General features: G+C 45.0%; 17 protein-coding genes. 10 read left to right on the top strand and 7 right to left on the bottom strand.

Annotation, left to right across the window (positions count from 1 at the left end; translation table 11 throughout):
- Entirely contained in the window at positions 1-1,380 is a 1,380-nt protein-coding gene (locus OH460_RS10350) for a PhoH family protein (RefSeq protein ID WP_269996999.1), read from the bottom strand.
- Between the two features lie 464 nt (positions 1,381-1,844).
- Between OH460_RS10350 and rapA the strand changes: the two genes are divergently transcribed.
- Positions 1,845-4,754, top strand: coding sequence for an RNA polymerase-associated protein RapA (gene rapA / locus OH460_RS10345; protein WP_269996998.1), 2,910 nt, complete (start codon positions 1,845-1,847; stop codon positions 4,752-4,754).
- A gap of 88 nt (positions 4,755-4,842) precedes the next feature.
- Here the strand turns inward: rapA and OH460_RS10340 are convergent, their stop codons facing one another.
- Positions 4,843-6,114 (bottom strand): NRAMP family divalent metal transporter, encoded by a 1,272-nt coding sequence (locus tag OH460_RS10340; RefSeq protein WP_269996997.1) that lies wholly within the window; start codon positions 6,112-6,114, stop codon positions 4,843-4,845.
- Positions 6,115-6,272: 158 nt separating this feature from the next.
- On the opposite strand from OH460_RS10340, the gene OH460_RS10335 reads away from it, so the two are divergent.
- Positions 6,273-7,007, top strand: coding sequence for a pseudouridine synthase (locus OH460_RS10335; protein WP_269996996.1), 735 nt, complete (start codon positions 6,273-6,275; stop codon positions 7,005-7,007).
- A 36-nt stretch (positions 7,008-7,043) separates the two neighbouring features.
- Positions 7,044-8,006, top strand: coding sequence for a D-2-hydroxyacid dehydrogenase (locus tag OH460_RS10330; RefSeq protein ID WP_269996995.1), 963 nt, complete (start codon positions 7,044-7,046; stop codon positions 8,004-8,006).
- 83 nt (positions 8,007-8,089) lie between these two features.
- On the opposite strand, the gene OH460_RS10325 is transcribed toward OH460_RS10330, so the two are convergent.
- From OH460_RS10325 to argR, 4 genes are all read right to left on the bottom strand, one after another.
- Positions 8,090-8,527 carry a universal stress protein gene (locus OH460_RS10325; RefSeq protein WP_004740830.1) on the bottom strand — a complete coding sequence of 146 codons (438 nt, stop codon included), beginning with the start codon at positions 8,525-8,527 and terminating at the stop codon, positions 8,090-8,092.
- Positions 8,528-8,631: 104 nt separating this feature from the next.
- The gene (locus tag OH460_RS10320) at positions 8,632-11,211 is read right to left on the bottom strand and encodes a TRAP transporter permease (protein ID WP_269996994.1); all 2,580 of its coding nucleotides are present in this window, start codon (positions 11,209-11,211) and stop codon (positions 8,632-8,634) included.
- Between the two features lie 254 nt (positions 11,212-11,465).
- Entirely contained in the window at positions 11,466-12,434 is a 969-nt protein-coding gene (locus tag OH460_RS10315; RefSeq protein WP_008220541.1) for a TAXI family TRAP transporter solute-binding subunit, read from the bottom strand.
- Positions 12,435-12,777: 343 nt separating this feature from the next.
- Positions 12,778-13,248 (bottom strand): transcriptional regulator ArgR, encoded by a 471-nt coding sequence (gene argR, locus OH460_RS10310; protein ID WP_004740827.1) that lies wholly within the window; start codon positions 13,246-13,248, stop codon positions 12,778-12,780.
- Positions 13,249-13,580: 332 nt separating this feature from the next.
- On the opposite strand from argR, the gene mdh reads away from it, so the two are divergent.
- Positions 13,581-14,516, top strand: a complete 936-nt coding sequence (gene mdh, locus OH460_RS10305) for a malate dehydrogenase (protein ID WP_004740826.1) — start codon at positions 13,581-13,583, stop codon at positions 14,514-14,516.
- Positions 14,517-14,640: 124 nt separating this feature from the next.
- A complete protein-coding gene (locus OH460_RS10300; protein ID WP_017061375.1) occupies positions 14,641-14,832 on the top strand; it encodes a hypothetical protein in 192 nt (63 codons plus the stop codon).
- 92 nt (positions 14,833-14,924) lie between these two features.
- On the opposite strand, the gene ispB is transcribed toward OH460_RS10300, so the two are convergent.
- Positions 14,925-15,896, bottom strand: coding sequence for an octaprenyl diphosphate synthase (ispB, locus tag OH460_RS10295; protein WP_017061376.1), 972 nt, complete (start codon positions 15,894-15,896; stop codon positions 14,925-14,927).
- A gap of 267 nt (positions 15,897-16,163) precedes the next feature.
- On the opposite strand from ispB, the gene rplU reads away from it, so the two are divergent.
- From rplU to OH460_RS10270, 5 genes are all read left to right on the top strand, one after another.
- Positions 16,164-16,475 carry a 50S ribosomal protein L21 gene (rplU, locus tag OH460_RS10290; RefSeq protein WP_269996993.1) on the top strand — a complete coding sequence of 104 codons (312 nt, stop codon included), beginning with the start codon at positions 16,164-16,166 and terminating at the stop codon, positions 16,473-16,475.
- Positions 16,476-16,494: 19 nt separating this feature from the next.
- Positions 16,495-16,752 (top strand): 50S ribosomal protein L27, encoded by a 258-nt coding sequence (gene rpmA / locus OH460_RS10285; RefSeq protein ID WP_004735905.1) that lies wholly within the window; start codon positions 16,495-16,497, stop codon positions 16,750-16,752.
- Positions 16,753-17,017: 265 nt separating this feature from the next.
- Positions 17,018-18,190, top strand: a complete 1,173-nt coding sequence (cgtA, locus tag OH460_RS10280) for an Obg family GTPase CgtA (RefSeq protein WP_269996992.1) — start codon at positions 17,018-17,020, stop codon at positions 18,188-18,190.
- Between the two features lie 123 nt (positions 18,191-18,313).
- Positions 18,314-19,081 (top strand): threonine/serine exporter family protein, encoded by a 768-nt coding sequence (locus OH460_RS10275; RefSeq protein WP_008220033.1) that lies wholly within the window; start codon positions 18,314-18,316, stop codon positions 19,079-19,081.
- On the top strand, positions 19,081-19,554 hold the full coding sequence (locus OH460_RS10270) for a threonine/serine exporter family protein (protein ID WP_269996991.1): 474 nt from the start codon (positions 19,081-19,083) through the stop codon (positions 19,552-19,554). Before OH460_RS10275 ends, OH460_RS10270 begins: the two co-directional genes overlap by 1 nt.
- Positions 19,555-19,582: the final 28 nt, after the last annotated feature.

Below are 19,582 nucleotides of genomic sequence, written 5' to 3'. Positions count from 1 at the left end.
TTACATGTTCTCTTCGGCAAACTCTGCCAGTCGGCTACGTACCACGCCATTGAGGTGGATATTGGCACTACCTTCGAAGTTTTTAAAACGCTCAACCATGTAGGTTAAACCTGAAGTCACTGGAGTTAGGTAAGAAGAGTCGATTTGCGCTAAGTTCCCTGAGCAGACAATCTTGGTCCCTTCACCACAGCGGGTGATGATGGTTTTGATTTGCGATGCAGTGAGGTTCTGACACTCATCGAGAAGCACAAACGCATTTTGGATGGAACGGCCACGCATAAAGTTGATCGACTTGAACTGGATATTGGCTTTGTCACAGATGTATTTCATTGACCCTTCGGTACAGTGGTCGTTTTTGTGCAGCGCTTCCAGTGTATCGGTCACAGCAGCCAACCAAGGCAGCATCTTCTCTTCTTCGGTACCAGGAAGGAAACCAATCGACTCACCAATGTCGGGCGTGTTTCGGGTTACGATGATCTTATCGAACTGTTTACGCTCTATGGTTTGCTCAAGTGCAGCAGCCATGGCGAGCAGCGTTTTACCACTACCTGCAGCACCAGTTAGGATCACCAGGTCAATATCTGGGTCGAGTAGCGCATCAATCGCCATTCCCTGATAAATATTCTTGGGTGTGATATCCCAGGCTCTGCGGTTCATTAAGCGTTCACGGCTTAAGTCCCTGAGTGTGATGGTTTCGGTATCAATCTCTTCAACTCTAGCTGCAAAGTCGCTATCTTCATCAATCACATATTGGTTGAGGAAGGTCGGCTCGAAAGGCTCTCTTGCTAACGTGTGTAACGTTTTTCCGCCAAGGTTTTTGCTTTCGACGTTGTCGATACCATCCCAAAATGCGCCTTCGAGTTGTTGGAAGCCTTTGGTTAGGTATTGAATGTCATCAATCAGTTGGTCAGTTTGATAATCTTCAACGAAACGTACGCCCGCGCCTTTTGCACGTAAGCGCATGTTGATGTCTTTGGTGATGAGAACCACTTCGCGTGGCGCGCGTTTGTTTTGAAGGTAGAGTACAGCGTTGAGGATTCGGTTATCGCCGGCCTTGTCATCAGCAAAGGCTTTGATGCTTTCTTGAAGTTCGTAATCGGCGAGTATTGAAATACTGCCTGAGGCTTTAATGTCTTTGGTGAAAGGGATACCTTCCGATATTTGGTCTGGTGTAGCTTCCCTGAACAGATCTTCGAGAGTTCGTATCGCAATTCTCGCATCTCGGGCAACGTCTCTCTTACTGTCTTTGATTCTGTCTAGTTCTTCTAGCACTGTCATGGGGATAACGACATCGTGCTCTTGGAAAGAAAATATAGCGAAGGGTTCGTGAAGTAGGATATTGGTGTCTAAAACAAATAGCTTCCGGTTGGTCTCGCCCATAGCATCTCCTTGCCGCGTACGGCTTGCCTTGCATTCATTGAACGTAGATAAAGCTCACTTAAAGATTAGTATCTCATTCTGGTGATAGTCAACTACTCACCTAAACTTCATCGAGAGGAATATCGTCATATTGTGATGAGTGAATATGGCGCATCCATTAACAGCAGCAATCTGCTACCAATAGATTAGCCATGACTTTTTGACAGTTTGATTGCATTGGCGAAAACAGAAAAAAAGCATGAAATCATCTCCTTTAGACGTGACCTAAATCACAGCATCGAGTAAGATTAGCGACCTTTTTCTGCACCATTTTCTCGAGATATTTATTATCTAGAGCGCACTTAAAAAGTGGCTGCAAACTAGGCAGTTTTGGCTATATTTTTAGTTCAAGAGCAGGAATGTTCTTGTTTGAAATATCAGCTAAAAAGACCAAATTCCAACTATAAGATTGAGGTAGTCGATTCATGACATTTGCTTTGGGGCAACGCTGGATAAGCGATACGGAGAGCGATTTAGGTTTAGGTACCGTTGTAGCAATGGATGCTCGCACTGTGACACTAATGTTTGCAGCATCAGAAGAAAACCGTGTGTATGCACGTACGGATGCTCCCGTAACCCGAGTAACGTTTAATGTAGGCGATGTCATCGAATGCCAAGAAGGCTGGTCTCTATCTGTTGAAGAAGTTATCGAAGATAAAGGGCTACTAACCTATCTAGGTACACGCGAAGATACCCAAGAATCAGAAGTGGCTCTGCGTGAAATCTTCTTAAGCAATCAGATCCGATTTAACAAGCCACAAGACAAACTGTACGCAGGTCAAATCGATCGTATGGATAACTTTGTGCTGCGTTACCGCGCGCTAAGTAACCAATATCAACAACACAAGAGCCCAATGCGTGGTTTGTGTGGTATGCGTGCTGGCCTAATTCCTCACCAGTTATACATCGCTCATGAAGTGGGTCGCCGTCATGCGCCACGTGTTTTACTCGCTGATGAAGTTGGCCTAGGTAAAACCATCGAAGCGGGTATGATCATCCACCAACAAGTGTTGTCTGGCCGCGCTGAACGTATCCTGATTGTGGTTCCTGAAACTCTACAACACCAATGGTTAGTTGAGATGATGCGTCGTTTCAATCTGCACTTTTCTATCTTTGATGAAGAGCGTTGTATTGAAGCCTTTGCAGAATCAGATAACCCATTTGATACCCAACAATATGTTCTGTGTTCGTTAGATTTCTTACGCAAGAGCCGCAAGCGCTATGAGCAAGCACTTGAAGGTGAGTGGGATCTATTGGTTGTCGATGAAGCGCATCACCTTGAGTGGAGCCAGGATAAACCAAGCCGTGAATACCAAGTGGTAGAAGGCTTGGCAGAAAATACTCCTGGCGTGCTTTTGCTGACTGCGACTCCAGAGCAACTGGGCCGTGAGAGTCACTTTGCACGTCTGCGTTTATTGGATCCTGATCGCTTCTACGATTACGAAGCTTTCGTTGAGGAAGAAGATCAATACGCACCGGTTGCTGATGCAGTAACAGCATTATTCTCTGGCGTGAAACTTGAAGACAGCGCGAAGAATCAGATTACCGAGTTGCTTTCTGAGCAAGATGTAGAGCATCTATTCCGCGTTATCGAAGGTGATAGCAGCGAAGAAGAGCAAGCGTTAGCTCGCCAAGAATTAATTGATAACCTTATGGACCGTCATGGTACTGGCCGTGTTTTATTTAGAAACACACGTGCCGCTATCAAAGGCTTCCCTAAGCGTAACGTAAACCTACTGCCGATGGACATTCCAACGCAGTACACCACGTCGATGCGTGTATCAGGCATGATCGGTGGCAAGATGGCACCAGAAGCTCGTGCGATGAAGATGCTTTATCCAGAAGAGATCTTCCAAGAGTTTGAAGGTGAAGACTCAAGTTGGTGGCAGTTTGATTCGCGTGTTAACTGGTTGATTGAAAAGATCCAAGACAAGCGAAGCGAAAAAATCTTAGTGATCGCATCACGTGCAAGTACTGCTCTTCAATTAGAGCAAGCACTACGTGAGCGTGAAGGTGTACGTGCAACCGTATTCCACGAAGGCATGTCGATTCTAGAGCGTGATAAAGCAGCGGCTTATTTTGCTCAAGAAGAGGGCGGTGCTCAGGTTCTTATCTGTAGTGAAATCGGCTCTGAAGGCCGTAACTTCCAGTTCGCTAACCAGTTAGTGATGTTTGATCTTCCGTTCAACCCAGACTTGCTTGAGCAACGTATTGGTCGTTTGGATCGTATTGGTCAACAGCGTGATATCGATATTCATGTTCCTTACTTGAAAGGCACATCACAAGCGATCCTAACGCGTTGGTTTGACGAAGGTCTGAATGCATTTGCGGAAACTTGTCCGACAGGTCGCACAGTGTATGACAAGTATTCAGATGTGCTGATCGAGATGCTAGCTTCTGGTAACACAGAACAGCTTGATGAAGTAATCGAAGAGTCAGCAAAGTTAAACCAAAGTCTAAAAGCGGATCTAGAAAAAGGTCGCGATCGCCTACTAGAGATGCACTCAAACGGCGGCGACAAAGCGCACGAGATCGCAGAGAAGATTGCATCAACCGATGGCGATACTAACCTAGTGACTTTCGCTCTCAGCCTGTTCGACACCATTGGCTTGAACCAAGACGACAAAGGTGAAAATGCGTTAGTAGTAACACCATCTGAGCACATGATGGTACCAAGCTACCCTGGCTTACCTTATGAAGGTGCAACTATCACGTTTGACCGTGATACCGCGCTTTCGCGTGAAGACATGAACTTCATTAGCTGGGAACACCCAATGATTCAGGGTGGTATTGATCTACTACTTAGCGAAGGGGTGGGTACTTCTGCGGTATCACTACTTAAGAACAAAGCGCTACCAGTTGGCACTATCCTGCTTGAATTGGTTTACCTAGTGGATGCACAAGCTCCAAAGCGCAGTGGTATCAGCCAGTTCCTACCTAAGACTCCGATTCGTTTGATGATGGATGGCCGTGGTAACGACCTATCTGCTCAGGTTGAGTTTGATAGCTTTAACCGTCAGTTAAGCCCGGTGAACCGTCACCTAGCAAGTAAGCTAGTTAACTCGGTACAAGGCGAAATTCACAAGCTAATCGAAGCGGGTGAGGCACAAGTTCTTCCTAAAGTTGAAGAAGTGCGTCAGCAAGCGCAGAGAGATATGCAGACAAACCTCAACGGTGAACTAGAGCGCCTACAAGCACTGAAAGCGGTGAACCCAAACATTCGAGATGAAGAGTTAGAAGTTATCGAAGCTCAAATTAACGAACTGACAGGCTACATCAGCAAAGCTCAGGTTCAACTAGATTCGCTGCGCCTGATTGTGGTTTCTCACAATTAATATTAGCTAGTCAGTGAACAATAAATAAGGCCTTCATCATGAAGGCCTTATTTTTATCTCGAGTTTGTAGATGGTGGTGATTGGAGGGTTACATTAACCATTTCCACCAAACAAATACGGCTAAGAAACCGAATAAGTAAACTAGGCCAGCGACAGACAGCCATTTTAGTTTGCTGCCAATGGCTAGCGCTTCTGGAAGCTTAGCTTTGTTCACCAAGATGAAGTTAAGCAGAGCGAAGAATGGCGTCGTTGCGAAAGCAAGTACCATTGCGAAATCCAGCATTGGCATTAACGCAGCGCTAAAGAACATCACAATCGCGAGTGCGGCGATAGAGACAATGATAATCCAGCCTTGTAGCATGCGCGGGCTCGACTCTTTGTTGAATATCAGACGTTGTGATTCCGCGAGTACACGAGAGTAGCCGTCGATAACCGTAATCGTGCTACCAAAGATACAGAAGAAAGCGATAATGGCGATGAGTGGTCGTGACCATTCGCCAATCGTCGATGCGTAAATACCAACTAACTGGTGAGTAAAGCCTACACCAGAGCGAGACAGTTCCACGCCTGAACCGTGAAGTACCAGCGCGCCTAAAGCGACAAATACTAAAGCAAGCAGTGCCGTACCAATGTAGCCGACGTTGAAATCGAATAAGGCAGATTGAGCAGTGACTTCTTGTTTCTCTTTTTGGCTTTTTAGCCACATAGAGGTGATGCTTGAAATCTCGATAGGCGCCGGCATCCAACCCATGGTCACCACGATAAAGCCAATAGCTGCTAATGACCAAGGTGATGGAGGAACAAAAGCAGCATCCGGTTCGACAGGTGAACCGATAGCAATGGCGACAGCGGCTAGAGTGGTAATCGTAAGGATCGCCATGATCGCTTTGGAAAGAGTGTCCAGAGCACGATAGTGTCCTGCAAATAAGATGATTAAGCAGGTCGCGAGTACGATCATACAAAGCGTGCTGGTTGCTAGCTCAAAAGGAATGAAGTAGCTAAGCAAACTCGCACTAAACAGCAGTAGTGCGGCTGTGTTTACGACGGCTGAAATAGCGCTTAGTATCGAAAAGATCACTAGGTAAGGGCGGCCTAGGTTTGAGTAACCCTCAACCAAGCTTTGTCCTGTACCAAGCGTGTATTGGATGCCGGCACGAAAGAATGGGTACTTGAATAGGTTTACTAAGATGATCAATGCAGCGAGCTGCCAACCATAGATGGCTCCGGCTTTGGTTGAGGCAACTAAGTGTGAACCGCCGACTGCCGCTGCAGCCATCATAATACCCGGGCCAAGAGATTTAATTAAACTGGATAGGGGAGCTGAGGTTTTTGTTGTGGTTGTTTTAACCGTACTGTCCATCATTGTTCCTTTGATGTTGGCTTGTTATTTTCCGTTACCCTATCAATACCATGTTTTGTAAATGCGTCAACTTTTATGTACGAAAACATCAAAAATTGTATTTATTAATAAACGAATTAACTGTGAATTACTTGTTCACTAGTAAATAAGAGGCTTCAATGGCGCTAGAACAGTACACACCACCACGCGAACCTTGGATTGATATTGTTTATCAAGATGACGACATTCTGGTGGTGAATAAGCCTGCGGACCTACTTTCAGTACCAGGCAGATTGCCAGAGCATTACGACAGCATGTGGAGTCGCTTGGTGGAGGAGTTTGCTGATATTCAAGTGGTGCACCGTTTGGATATGTCGACCTCAGGCTTGATGTTGCTGGCTAAGCACAAGCAGGCAGAACGTCACTTGAAGAAGCAGTTCCAATATCGCCTGACACACAAACTGTATTACGCACGCGTATGGGGAGCGGTTGAACAAAAAGCAGGATTGATCGATCTGCCACTCATCTGTGATTGGCTGAACCGCCCTCGGCAGAAAGTGTGTTTGGATGATGGCAAACCTTCACAGACACGTTATGTGGTGGAACAAGAAGAGGCTCAAACGACCTTATTGAAGCTACTGCCTATCACAGGACGATCCCACCAGTTGCGAGTGCATTGTATGGAAATAGGTAATCCAATTGTGGGCGACGAGTTTTACGCGATACCAGAAGCGTTTGAATACAGTGATAGGTTGGCTTTGCATGCGTGTGAGTTGAGCTTTTATCATCCAGCGAATAATCAGTTGTTCAAAGCCTTTGTTCCCTGTGACTTTTATCCTCAAGCATTTCCCCAAATCGAACGGCACTTTGAAATTGCGCCTGAGCTTCCAGACTACAGTAAGCTAAAAGCTTAGAATGGATGGATTCATAGGTTTAACTAAGGAAGAAGAATGCCAACGTTGAAAGTCGTGTTTCTCGACAGAGCAACCATCCCGCCTCAAATTCATTTAAAGCCTCTGAGCTTTGAGCATGAATGGGTGGAGTATGACTTCACCACTCCTGAGCAAGTGTCTGAGCGAGTTGAAGAAGCTGATGTGGTGATCACTAACAAGGTGGTGCTCAATGAGTCGAACCTAGCTGGTACTAAAAAACTCAAGTTGATCGCGGTTTCGGCGACCGGAGTCAACAATGTCGATGTGGAATACTGCAAATCTAAAAACATTGCAGTGGCAAACGTACAAGGCTACGCGACTCAATCGGTTCCTGAGCATGTCATCGCAATGCTATTCGCTCTTAAACGAAACCTTGTTGGTTATCACAAAGACATTGAGGCGGGTGAGTGGCAAAAGGACAAGCAGTTCTGCTTCTTTACTCATCCGATTCAAGATGTGGCTGGCAGTACATTGGGTTTAATGGGCAGTGGCAGCTTAGGTCAAGCCACCGCAATGTTAGCCAAAGCGATTGGTATGAAGGTGATGTTTGCCGAGCGAAAAGGAGCAGAGTCTTGTCGAGAAGGGTATCTGCCTTTTGATACGGTATTGAAGCAAGCGGATGTGATCAGTCTACATTGCCCATTGACTGATGCGACCCAAAATCTGATTTCAGAGCGAGAGCTGACTATGATGAAATCGAGCGCGGTATTAATTAATGCCGGGCGCGGAGGTCTAGTAGATGAACAAGCCCTAGTTGAGGCTTTGAAAAAACATGAGATTGCAGGCGCAGGTATGGATGTGTTTACACAAGAGCCAGCAGATAACTCGAATCCGCTGTTGGCTAACAGTCACTTACCTAACTTACTACTGACACCACATGTGGCGTGGGGCAGCGACAGCTCGATTCAAAAACTGTCTGATATCTTAATGGATAATATTGATGGCTTTATTGCGGGTCGTCCGCAAAACATAGTGAATTGACTCTAAAGCTATGTAGCATGAATTAAAACAAAAAAGGTTGGCCTGTAGGCCAACCTTTTTAGATGGTGTGTCGATTAAATGACTTAACCTTGCGGTTTAACCACCAATACATTGATTGGTGAGTTCTGTACTACTTTGCTTGCAACCGAGCCAAGTACCACTTTGTCGATTTTTGAACGCTTATGGCTAGGCATCACGATAAGGTCGGCGCCAAGCTTTTCTGCGTAATCAAGAATCGTCGCGTAGGTTTTACCCTCAGCAACATGAACTTTGTAAACCACTTCATCGTCGATGTGTTTGTCGGCGAACTCTTTCAGCTGATTTTTAACATCCAGCTTCATTTGGTTCGCTGCATCTTTCGGGAAGTAAGACGCCACCATCGACATGTGAATGCCCGGTAGTACGTTCAGAATGTGGATTTCAGCATTGCTGTGTTTTGCGTGCCATACCGCCAGTTCGACTGCCTTATCAGAAAAGCCTTTGTCATTAAGATCAACAGGAACAAGGATTTGTTTATACATGTATTCGTCTCTTTTTAATCAGCGCTAAGCTTTCACTTAGCACTGTAATTATCCTTTCCATGTAATAAAGCCAAATAGCGCTAAGCACTACTCAGCCTTATCCATTACGCGCTAATCTCATCCTTACGAGCACGTCTTCTTTGATTCATCGCTAAACCAATCAAAATGATAAGAGCTGGTAAGAATACCCACTCTTTCATTGGTCGATCTGCATCTTGGATAACGGATTTGATTTCCCAATCGAAATCAATACCAGCCGCTTCTGCTGGGCTACCGAACTCAACCATATCAACAATCATCTTGCCTTCTGATTCAGTCAGCATTAGACCCATAGAGGCAATACGATCTTCACTTGAGGTCGCAGAATCTTCAAACGGCAGGCGAACTGTCTTTTCAGAATAGTCACCTTCTAAGTTTTCGCCACCCACTCTAAGTTCAAGTGATTGTCCCACATCTAGGTTTTCTGTGATTTGAGCAATCTCAACTCCAGGCGAAAGAACTTTCTCTGGGTAAATCATGTCCCACCAGAAGCCAGGGCGGAAGAAAGTGAAGGTTAATGCAATAAGCAGCACCGTTTCCCACCACTTGTTCTTAGTGAACCACCAACCTTGTGTTGCGGCTGCGAAGATAAGTACCGCAGTCACAGATGAGAAGATAGTCAGTGCTAAGTGCCACCAAGAATCAATGCCCATTAGCAGGAGTTGGGTGTTGAAGATGAACATGAAAGGTAGAATTGCGGTACGGATATCGTAGGTGAAGCCTTGGATACCAGTACGAATCGGATCTGATTTCGCAATTGCCGCTGCAGCAAAGGCCGCAAGACCTACCGGAGGCGTATCATCCGCAAGAATACCGAAGTAGAACACGAATAAGTGCACCGCAATCAGTGGAATGATCAAACCGTGCGCAGCGCCCAGAGTCACGATTACCGGAGCCATCAGCGTTGATACAACGATGTAGTTTGCTGTAGTTGGTAAGCCCATACCTAGGATCAAGCTGATTACCGCAGTAAATAGCAGCATAAGGATGATGCTACCGCCTGAGATAAACTCAACAAAGTCAGTCATTACAAGACCGATACCCGTTAGCGTCACCACACCTACAACAGTACCAGCAGCCGCTGTCGCCACACCGATACCGATCATGTTACGCGCGCCTGAAACCAAGCTCTCTGCTAGGTCAATGAAACCAGCTTTGGTTTGCTCTGCAAGATCGTCTGATTTGTTCATCAGAGTCATCAAAGGACGCTGGGTGATCAAGATGAAGATCATGAACACTGTTGCCCAGAAGGCAGATAAACCAGGTGAGAAACGTTCAACCGTCAGACACCAAACTAGCACTACGATAGGCAGTAGGAAGTGTAAACCTGATTTAATCGTTGGACCTGGATCTGGAACTTCCTTTAGATCCGCATCGATCTCCATGCCGCCTTCAGCTGCGTATTTTGCTGATACGCGAACCAGAGCAACATAAGCGATTAATAGCGCCACAGTAACTATTGGTGTTGCTGCTTCGCCAAATACATCTTTCGTCCAACCGACACCGTAGTAAACCGCGGCACTGATAACACATAGACCTAAAATGGTCCCAGTGAAAGAGAGTAGGCTTTGTACAATAGTTGGTGTGTGACGACGAGGTAGGCCAGTCATGCCTGCTTTGCATGCTTCTAGGTGAACAATGTAAATCAAAGCGACGTAAGAGATCAGAGCTGGCAATAGGGCTGCTTTGATTACTTCTACATACGAAATACCCACATATTCCACCATCAGGAATGCGGCAGCACCCATGATAGGCGGTGTAAGCTGACCATTGGTTGAAGCCGCAACTTCTACCGCGCCTGCTTTTGTACCAGGGAAACCAACACGCTTCATCAGTGGAATGGTGAAGGTACCAGTGGTTACTACGTTAGCAATCGAAGAGCCAGAAACCAGGCCAGATAAGCCAGAAGCCACAACGGCTGCTTTTGCAGGGCCGCCTTTCATGTGACCAAGCAATGAGAATGCGACCTTGATGAAGTAAGCACCTGCGCCCGCACGTTCAAGCATTGCACCAAACAGTACAAACAAGAATACGAATGACGTTGAAACGCCCAGTGCAACACCGAACACACCTTCTGTTGTTAGCCACAAGTGAGACATTGCCTTGTTCAGGCTAGCACCTTTGTGGGCGATAACGTCTGGCATGTGTGGTCCACCAAAGGTGTAAAGTAGGAATACTGCTGCCACAACCATAAGAGGTGGACCTAAAGCGCGTCGTGTTGCCTCAAGCAGTAGAATCATACCGAAGACGGCTGCAACAATATCGAATGTTGTTGGAGCACCAGAACGGCCAGCAAGTTCGGTGTAGAAAATGTAAATATAAGAAGCTGAAAAACTACCAACAAGCGCTAATACCCAGTCGACTGCCGGGATATGGTCCCGCGGCGAGTTCTTCATAGCTGGATAAGCGGTAAATGCTAGGAAAATAGCAAAGGTAAGGTGAATTGCTCGAGCTTCAGTATCGTTTAAAATTCCGAAGTTAAAAATGAACGGCAGCGGAGATGCATACCAAAGTTGGAACAGTGACCAACATAGAGGCACAAACCATAAAATACGGCCTTGGATACCGCGAGGGCTACGCGCACCAGTGTCTGATTGTGCCACCATTTCTTGCACATCTGGAGACGGTGATGTTGTCTGCGTCATGTACTTTATCCTTATTATTGATGGTCTGCCTTTCTTACGAACAACGAGACGTTATTTCTTTCCTATCTAGTGTAGTGAATGGATAGGGAAATGCGTTTTTTGTTCGTCTTTGTCTTAGGCTTGATACGAAGGTAAGTTCGCCAAATTGGAGAAACTTAAAGGTTTGCTCTTTTCACTTAAGTTATTTTTATAAAACGTGAAAAGCCAATAAGGAGGACCAGCCTCCTTATTGGTGTAGTAGGCTTAAAGTAGAATTACTTTAGAAGGCCCACTTCTTTGTAGTATTTTTCTGCACCTGGGTGAAGAGGGATAGAGATACCCGCTTTAACCATGTCTTCTTTTTTCAGGTTAGCAAATGCTGGGTGTAGGCGTTTGAAAGTGTCAAAGTTTTCAAATACTGCCTTAGCAACGTTGTATGCAACTTCATCAGAAACGTCTGAAGTGGTTACCATAGTTGCTGCAACACCGAAGCTGTTTACGTCAGCGTCTGTACCACGATACATACCTGCAGGAACTGTGCTGTATGCGTAGTATGGGTTTTCAGCTACGATCTTGTCGATCTGTGGACCTGTTGCTGAAACCAGTTTTGCGTCACAAGATGTTGTTGCTTCTTTGATTGATCCGTTCGGGTGACCAACCATGTAGATGAATGCATCAATCTTGTTGTCACAAAGCGCTTGTGAACGCTCAGAACCTTTAAGTTCAGAAGCAAGCTTGAAGCTGTCGTTAGTCCAACCCATCGCGTCCATTACAACACCCATAGTTGCACGGTCACCAGAGCCCGGGTTACCAATGTTTACACGCTTACCAGCTAGGTCTGCAACATTGTTAATACCAGCATCGGTACGAGCGATGATGTTGAACGGTTCTGTGTGTAGAGAGAACATAGCGCGTAGTTTTTTGTACTCGCCCTGATCTTTGAACTTACTTGTACCGTTGTAGCCATGGTACTGCCAGTCAGACTGAACAACACCGAAATCTAGTTCACCAGCACGGATGGTGTTAACGTTGTAGATTGAACCACCAGTAGACTCTACAGAACAACGAATGTTGTGGTCTTTGCGGCCCTTGTTCACTAGCTTACAAATCGCACCACCAGTTGGGTAGTAAACACCTGTTACTGAACCAGTACCAATTGTGATGAACTCTTGAGCGTTAACAGCGCCAGCGCCCATTACAGCAGCTGCAATAGCACCAACTTTGATAAGTTTGGTAAATGCCATGAATTTCCCTTCCTTTATTCATTATTAACCCAGAAACAAGTGTAGTTGTTTCTGGAGTTTCCTATTTGGAAACGGCACCTTTTTCAATCCATGTGATGAAAAAGTGTCTGAATAATATCAAAAATTGGCAGAAAATTACTCGAATGTTAAAAGATATAGCTAAAAAATCTAACAAATGATGCCTAGATCTTGTGTTTAATTTGCTACTGACTTTTTTAAAATCAACGGTTTAGTGTTGCTGGGTAGAGAGGAGGGGAGATATTCTAGGATGTGATTTGGATCACGAAGTCAATAGATGTTCGCGATCCATTTATATGGCTGATAATTATGAAACTATGAGCAATTATCCAGCGTATTCAAACAGTTCACAGACTGAGTCAAATAGCTGTTTAGTCGTAACGGAAAGGGTTGGGGTGATAAAGATAGTGTCATCACCTGCGACTACGCCCAGTATGCCTTCTGACTTACCTAGTGAGTCTAGCAAGCGAGCAATCAGTTGAGCAGCGCCAGGGCCTGTGTGTATCACAACTAATGCATTGTTGTGGTCAATATCTAAGACAAGTTCTCTCAAAGAACTTGAAACTGTAGGAACACCCAGCTCAGCAGGAAGACAGTAAACCATCTCCATTTTAGCGTTACGAGTTCGAACCGCGCCAAACTTGGTTAACATACGCGAGACTTTAGACTGGTTGATGCTTTCAAAGCCTTCATGCTTAAGGGCATCAACAATTTCGCCTTGTGAACCAAAACGTTCTTCTTTTAGCAGCGCTTTAAAAGCACGAACCAAGTTGTCTTGTTTTTCTGTATTGCGCATATGTCATTCTTATTCATTAACAAAGATGTTTGCATATTCTCGCATACATATTCAATTTTAGCCAAAACAACCCGGTAATTTGTTAGTCATATCACTGTAAATATTTAATAGAATAATGTGTTATTTGCGACGACTTATTTTGTTATTTCAGTCGATTATCGCCATAATGCGAACTTGCTGTGTAGCACGGTTTTACTGACTTGCGCGAAGTCGCAAAGCTGGCGTTAATTGATTGTAATCACTTTGTGATTAATATAGTTTTTTAACTTTAATTTAGCTCAAGAATTACCCTACCAAGAATTTATAAGAGAAAGCTCTCAAGGAGAATAACAATGAAAGTAGCTGTTATTGGTGCCGCTGGTGGCATCGGTCAAGCCCTAGCCCTACTACTTAAGAATCGCCTACCTGCTGGTTCAGATCTTGCACTTTACGACATCGCACCGGTAACTCCGGGTGTTGCTGCTGATCTTAGCCATATCCCAACACCTGTTTCGATCAAAGGTTACGCGGGTGAAGATCCAACACCTGCACTAGAAGGTGCGGATGTTGTACTTATCTCTGCGGGCGTTGCTCGTAAGCCTGGTATGGATCGTGCGGATCTTTTCAATGTGAACGCTGGCATTGTTAAGTCTCTTGCAGAGAAGATTGCGGTTGTATGTCCAAAAGCTTGTGTTGGTATCATTACTAACCCTGTAAACACGACTGTGCCAATCGCTGCTGAAGTTCTTAAGAAAGCGGGCGTATACGACAAGCGTCGTCTATTCGGTGTTACTACTCTGGATGTAATTCGTTCTGAAACTTTTGTTGCTGAGCTAAAAGACAAAGATCCAGGCGACATTCGCGTTCCTGTTATCGGTGGTCACTCTGGTGTGACTATTCTTCCTCTTCTTTCTCAAGTTGAAGGCGTAGAGTTCACTGACGAAGAAATCGCAGCATTAACGACTCGTATCCAAAATGCAGGTACTGAAGTTGTAGAAGCTAAAGCGGGCGGCGGTAGTGCAACACTATCTATGGGCCAAGCAGCTTGTCGTTTCGGTCTTGCTCTAGTGAAAGCTCTACAAGGTGAAGAGAACGTCATCGAGTGTGCATACGTTGAAGGTGAAGGCGAGCACGCACCATTCTTTGCTCAACCAGTTAAGCTAGGTAAAGAGGGCGCAGAAGCTATCCTTAGCTACGGTGAATTGAGCGATTTCGAACGTAATGCTTTAGACAGCATGCTTGAAACGCTAAATGGCGATATCGAGATTGGTGTTGAATTCGCTAAGTAAGCGAGACGCTATTTAATTCAGCCTAAAGCTAATTAATAAGAGCCGGTCATTATGATCGGCTTTTTTGATCCTAGAGTTCAAGCTACTCGTATTCGCTTTTAACACTAAGTTGAAGGGAAATGTTATGGCTACTGTTCAGAAAGGTATGAATGTCGAATATTTGGGGCACTTAGGAAAAGTATTGGTAATTGATGAGCAAGAGCAGTATGCCTTAGTAGAGACTTACAATGGGCATGAGCAATATGCAGTGCCAATGGAAGAGCTTGAAGAAATTGAAGCTCAACTGCCACTATCATTGGAAGCTAGTCGATATTGAACTTGGTTCCTTTACAAATATTTGTTCAAAACTAAAAAAGAGCCCAGAGGCTCTTTTTTGTTATTTATATAGAAACTTGTCTATTAACCTGCTTACTTGCTGCGTTTAACAGCTAAGTGTGCGAGAGTGGTTAGCGCTTGTTTATATTCAGAGTCAGGAAGTACAGAAAGCTCAGCGATGGCTTTATCGGCCTCTTCGTAGGCTTTATTTGTTGTGTACTCTAAAGAGCCTGTCTCTTTCATCACAGCCATAATGTCGTCGAGGCGTTCCATTCCGTTGGCTTTTTCAATCGCTTCACGAATCATGCTTGCTTGCTCAGGAGAGCCATTGTGCATTGCATACAGAAGAGGCAAGGTTGGTTTACCTTCTGCTAGGTCATCACCAACGTTCTTACCCATCTCTTTACCATCTGCGGTGTAATCCATCACATCATCAATCAGCTGGAATGCAGTACCTAGGTATTTACCATAGTTTTGCATTGCCGTTTCGATCTCTGGTGATGATTCCGTCAGGATCGCGCCAATTTGAGTCGCAGCTTCAAACAGGCGAGCTGTCTTAGAATAGATAACTTGCATGTAGCTTTCTTCAGTGGTGTCAGGGTTGTTGCAGTTCATTAATTGCTGAACTTCACCCTCGGCAATCACGTTTACCGCTTCACTCATTAACTCGAGGATCTTTAAAGATCCTAGCGTCGTCATCATTTGGAATGAGCGCGTGTAAATAAAGTCACCCACCAAAACACTGGCAGCATTACCAAAGGCTGCGTTGGCGGTTGCCTTACCACGTCTCATGTCTGATTCGTCGACAACATCGTCATGAAGCAGAGTCGCGGTATGAATAAACTCAATAAAGGCTGCAGAGGTAATATGTGCTTCGCCTTGGTAACCAAGAGCACGAGCAGATAAAAGAGCAAGCAAAGGGCGCAGGCGTTTGCCGCCGCCGCTAACGATATAAAAACCAAGCTGGTTGATTAAACTTACGTCAGAATTAAGTTGGGCTTGAATTGTTTCATTCACTTTTGCCATATCATTGGCAGTAAGCGTTTGGATAGCTTTAAAATCCATTGTTCATCCGGCTGAAGTTAGACCCTGTAAGGTTTATACGTTGTATTAATTGTTGAATAATACACTAAAAAACGTTGATTAATACATCACTTAAGGGCATGATTGCCGCACTTTTCTTTGGCGAACAGGTTTTCGCCAATTTTTTAAAAATATGGCTTGTCATAGCGCCATGATTCCCGTAGAATCTGCGCCCTATTGATTAGTTTAGCGCACACCCGAGTTGTACAAATAACAACCATAGGCTGTGCGGAAAAAGCGGAGTAAAATATGTACGCTGTTTTCCAATCTGGTGGCAAACAACACCGAGTAAGCGAAGGTCAAACACTTCGTTTAGAGAAATTAGACGTTGAAACTGGTGCAACTGTAGAATTTGATAAAGTTCTTCTTGTTGCTAATGGCGGAGAAATCGCTGTTGGTGCACCTCTTGTTGAAGGTGGTAAGGTTACTGCGGAAGTAGTACAACACGGTCGTGGCGATAAAGTAAAAATCGTTAAGTTCCGTCGTCGTAAGCACTCTCGTAAGCAAGCTGGTCACCGTCAGTGGTTCACAGAAGTGAAAATCACTGGCATTAACGCTTAAGTATTAGGAGAGTTTAACAATGGCACATAAAAAAGCTGGCGGTTCTACTAATAACGGCCGCGATTCAGAAAGCAAACGTCTTGGTGTTAAGCGTTTCGGTGGCGAATCTGTTCTTGCAGGTAACATCATCGTACGTCAACGTGGTACTAAGTTCCACGCTGGCACAAACGTTGGCATCGGTAAAGACCACACTCTTTTCGCTCTTACTGAAGGTAAAGTGAAATTTGCTGTTAAAGGTCCTAAAAACCGTAAGTTCGTAAGCATCGAAGCTGAGTAATTTAATCTTTAATTAGATTTTATTATAGCTTTCAAGCTGAATTCAAAAGCCCTGCCGATTCGGCAGGGTTTTTTATTTATAACGAGAATAAAAAAGTAGACGCTCTTGTTTAAGCTTTAACAAGTTTCAAGCAAAGAACCTCTCCTTATTTGTTCCTTGGTTGCAGGTCGGCCTAGATCTTAGGTGATCGATCTAAACTCGGATCTGCTAGAATTTATATCACTCCTTGATGAGTGGTAACGCAACGTAAGTGCGGAGTTAAAAAATGAAATTCGTTGATGAAGCGGTAGTAAAAATAGAAGCCGGTGATGGCGGTAATGGTACAGTAAGCTTTTGGCGCGAGAAATTCGTCGCTAAAGGTGGCCCTGACGGTGGTGATGGCGGTGATGGCGGTGATGTTTACATCCAAGCCGATGAAAACCTAAACACATTGATCGATTACCGTTTCCAACGCTTTTACAACGCAGAGCGTGGTGAGAACGGTCGCGGCGGTAACTGTACTGGTAAACGTGGTAAAGACATCACGTTGAAAGTGCCTGTAGGTACTCGCGCTGTTGATATCCATACTAATGAAATCGTTGCCGAAGTTGCTGAGCATGGCAAGAAGGTGATGGTTGGTAAAGGCGGCTGGCACGGTCTTGGTAACACGCGTTTCAAATCGTCTGTTAACCGCGCTCCTCGTCAAAAGACAATGGGTACTAAAGGTGAAGTTCGTGAACTGCGTTTAGAACTTCTTCTATTAGCTGACGTTGGTATGCTTGGCCTACCAAATGCGGGTAAGTCGACCTTTATCCGCTCTGTTTCTGCTGCGAAGCCAAAAGTAGCTGATTACCCGTTCACAACCTTGATCCCAAGCTTGGGTGTTGTGAGTGTGGTTCCTGAGAAGAGCTTTGTTGTTGCCGATATCCCGGGCCTGATCGAAGGCGCAGCTGACGGTGCTGGTCTTGGCATTCGCTTCTTGAAACACCTTGAGCGTTGTCGTGTGCTTCTACACATGATCGATATCATGCCGATCGACGGCTCTGATCCTATTCAGAATGCACTAACGATCATTGATGAGCTTGAGCAGTACAGTGAAAAAGTAGCACAAAAACCTCGTTGGTTGGTGTTCAATAAAGTTGACCTAATGCCGGAAGAAGAAGCTGACGAAAAGATTCAAGAAATCATCGATGCTTTAGGCTGGGAAGACGAGTACTTCAAGATCTCTGCAGTGAACAAGGTGGGCACTAAAGATCTTTGCTTCAAGCTTGGTGAGTTCATGGAGAACCTACCACGTGAAGTAGAAGAAGTTGCAGAAGAAGAAAAAGTCGACTTTATGTGGGATGACTACCATAAAGATGCGATGAGCGGCAAAAATGTCGTTACCGAAGATGATGACGACTGGGATGATTGGGATGACGAAGAAGATGACGGTCATGTTATCTACGTTCGTGACTAATTGAGCCAATTAGATAAAAACCGCAATTAATATTGCGGTTTTTTTGTATCTAAATCATGAACAGAGTTTTATTGTTAAGGCAAAATTTACCTCTTACGTATTAACGCCAATGGGAAGGAAATCATGGCATCAAAACAAAGAGCGATCTCAAGGCTCGTTGCTCAGTCAGGGCAAATGTTATTAGCGCACGGCGCGGAAAGCACTTTAGTTGGCGACATTATGCGTCGTATCGGTATTGCTTGTGGAGTCGATGAGGTCGAGGTTGCCCTGTCTGCCAATGCGCTTGTTGTGACCACAGTAATGAATGATCACTGTATTACGACCACTCGAAGTTGTGCAGATCGTGGTATCAACATGCAGGTGATCACCGACATTCAACGCGTGTGTATCATGATGGAGAAAGGGATCCTCGATTATGGACTGGCATATAAAAAGATCCAAAATATCAGCCCTGAGCGCTACAACCGCTGGTTAGTGGTCGTAATGATTGGCCTATCTTGCGCTTCTTTTAGTCGTCTTGCGGGCGGAGATTGGCAGGTTTTCATGATGACCTTTATTGCGTCTGCTTGTGGCATGATCGTCAGGCAGGAAATTGGTCATCGCCATTTTAACCCACTGTTAAACTTTGCAATCACAGCTTTTGTCACCACGACTATCTCTGCTCAAGCTGTTCTCTATAATATTGGTGGCCAACCAACCATCGTAATGGCTTCATCAGTATTGATGCTCGTACCGGGTTTCCCACTGATTAATTCCGTTGCAGACATGCTCAAAGGGCACATCAATATGGGGTTGGCTCGCTTTACCATGGCAAGCTTGCTTACTTTGGCGACTAGCTTAGGCATTGTTGCTGCAATGAGTTTATCTGGTGTTTGGGGATGGGCGAGCTAATGAGTACCTTCGAACTGTTTTTAGGCTTACTCAACGATATGTTTTTCGCAGCGATTCCGGCTGTCGGATTCGCATTGGTGTTTAACGTTCCGCAACGCGCTTTGATTTATTGTGCACTTGGCGGCTCTATCGGTCACGGTAGCCGTTATTTGATGATGCACTTTGGGATTCCAATTGAATGGGCAACCTTCTTTGCTGCGACTGTGGTTGGCATGATTGGTGTGCATTGGTCGCATAAACTGTTGGCGCACCCTAAGGTATTTACAGTTGCGGCGTTGATTCCTATGGTTCCGGGCGTCTTTGCCTTTAAAGCAATGATTGCCATGGTTGAGATTAATAGGGCTGGGTATAGTCCCGAACTGTTAGCGATGTTGATGGAGAATTTTTTGAAATCGATGTTCATTATCGCAGGGCTAGCGGTTGGCTTAGCTGTACCAGGGCTGTTATTCTACCGACGCAGACCTATCGTCTAGCATCAATTCTTTCAGTTAAGGACAGGAC

Source organism: Vibrio sp. Makdt (genome assembly GCF_027587015.1).
GTDB lineage: Bacteria > Pseudomonadota > Gammaproteobacteria > Enterobacterales > Vibrionaceae > Vibrio > Vibrio chagasii_B.
This window is presented reverse-complemented; position numbering and strand designations above follow the sequence as displayed.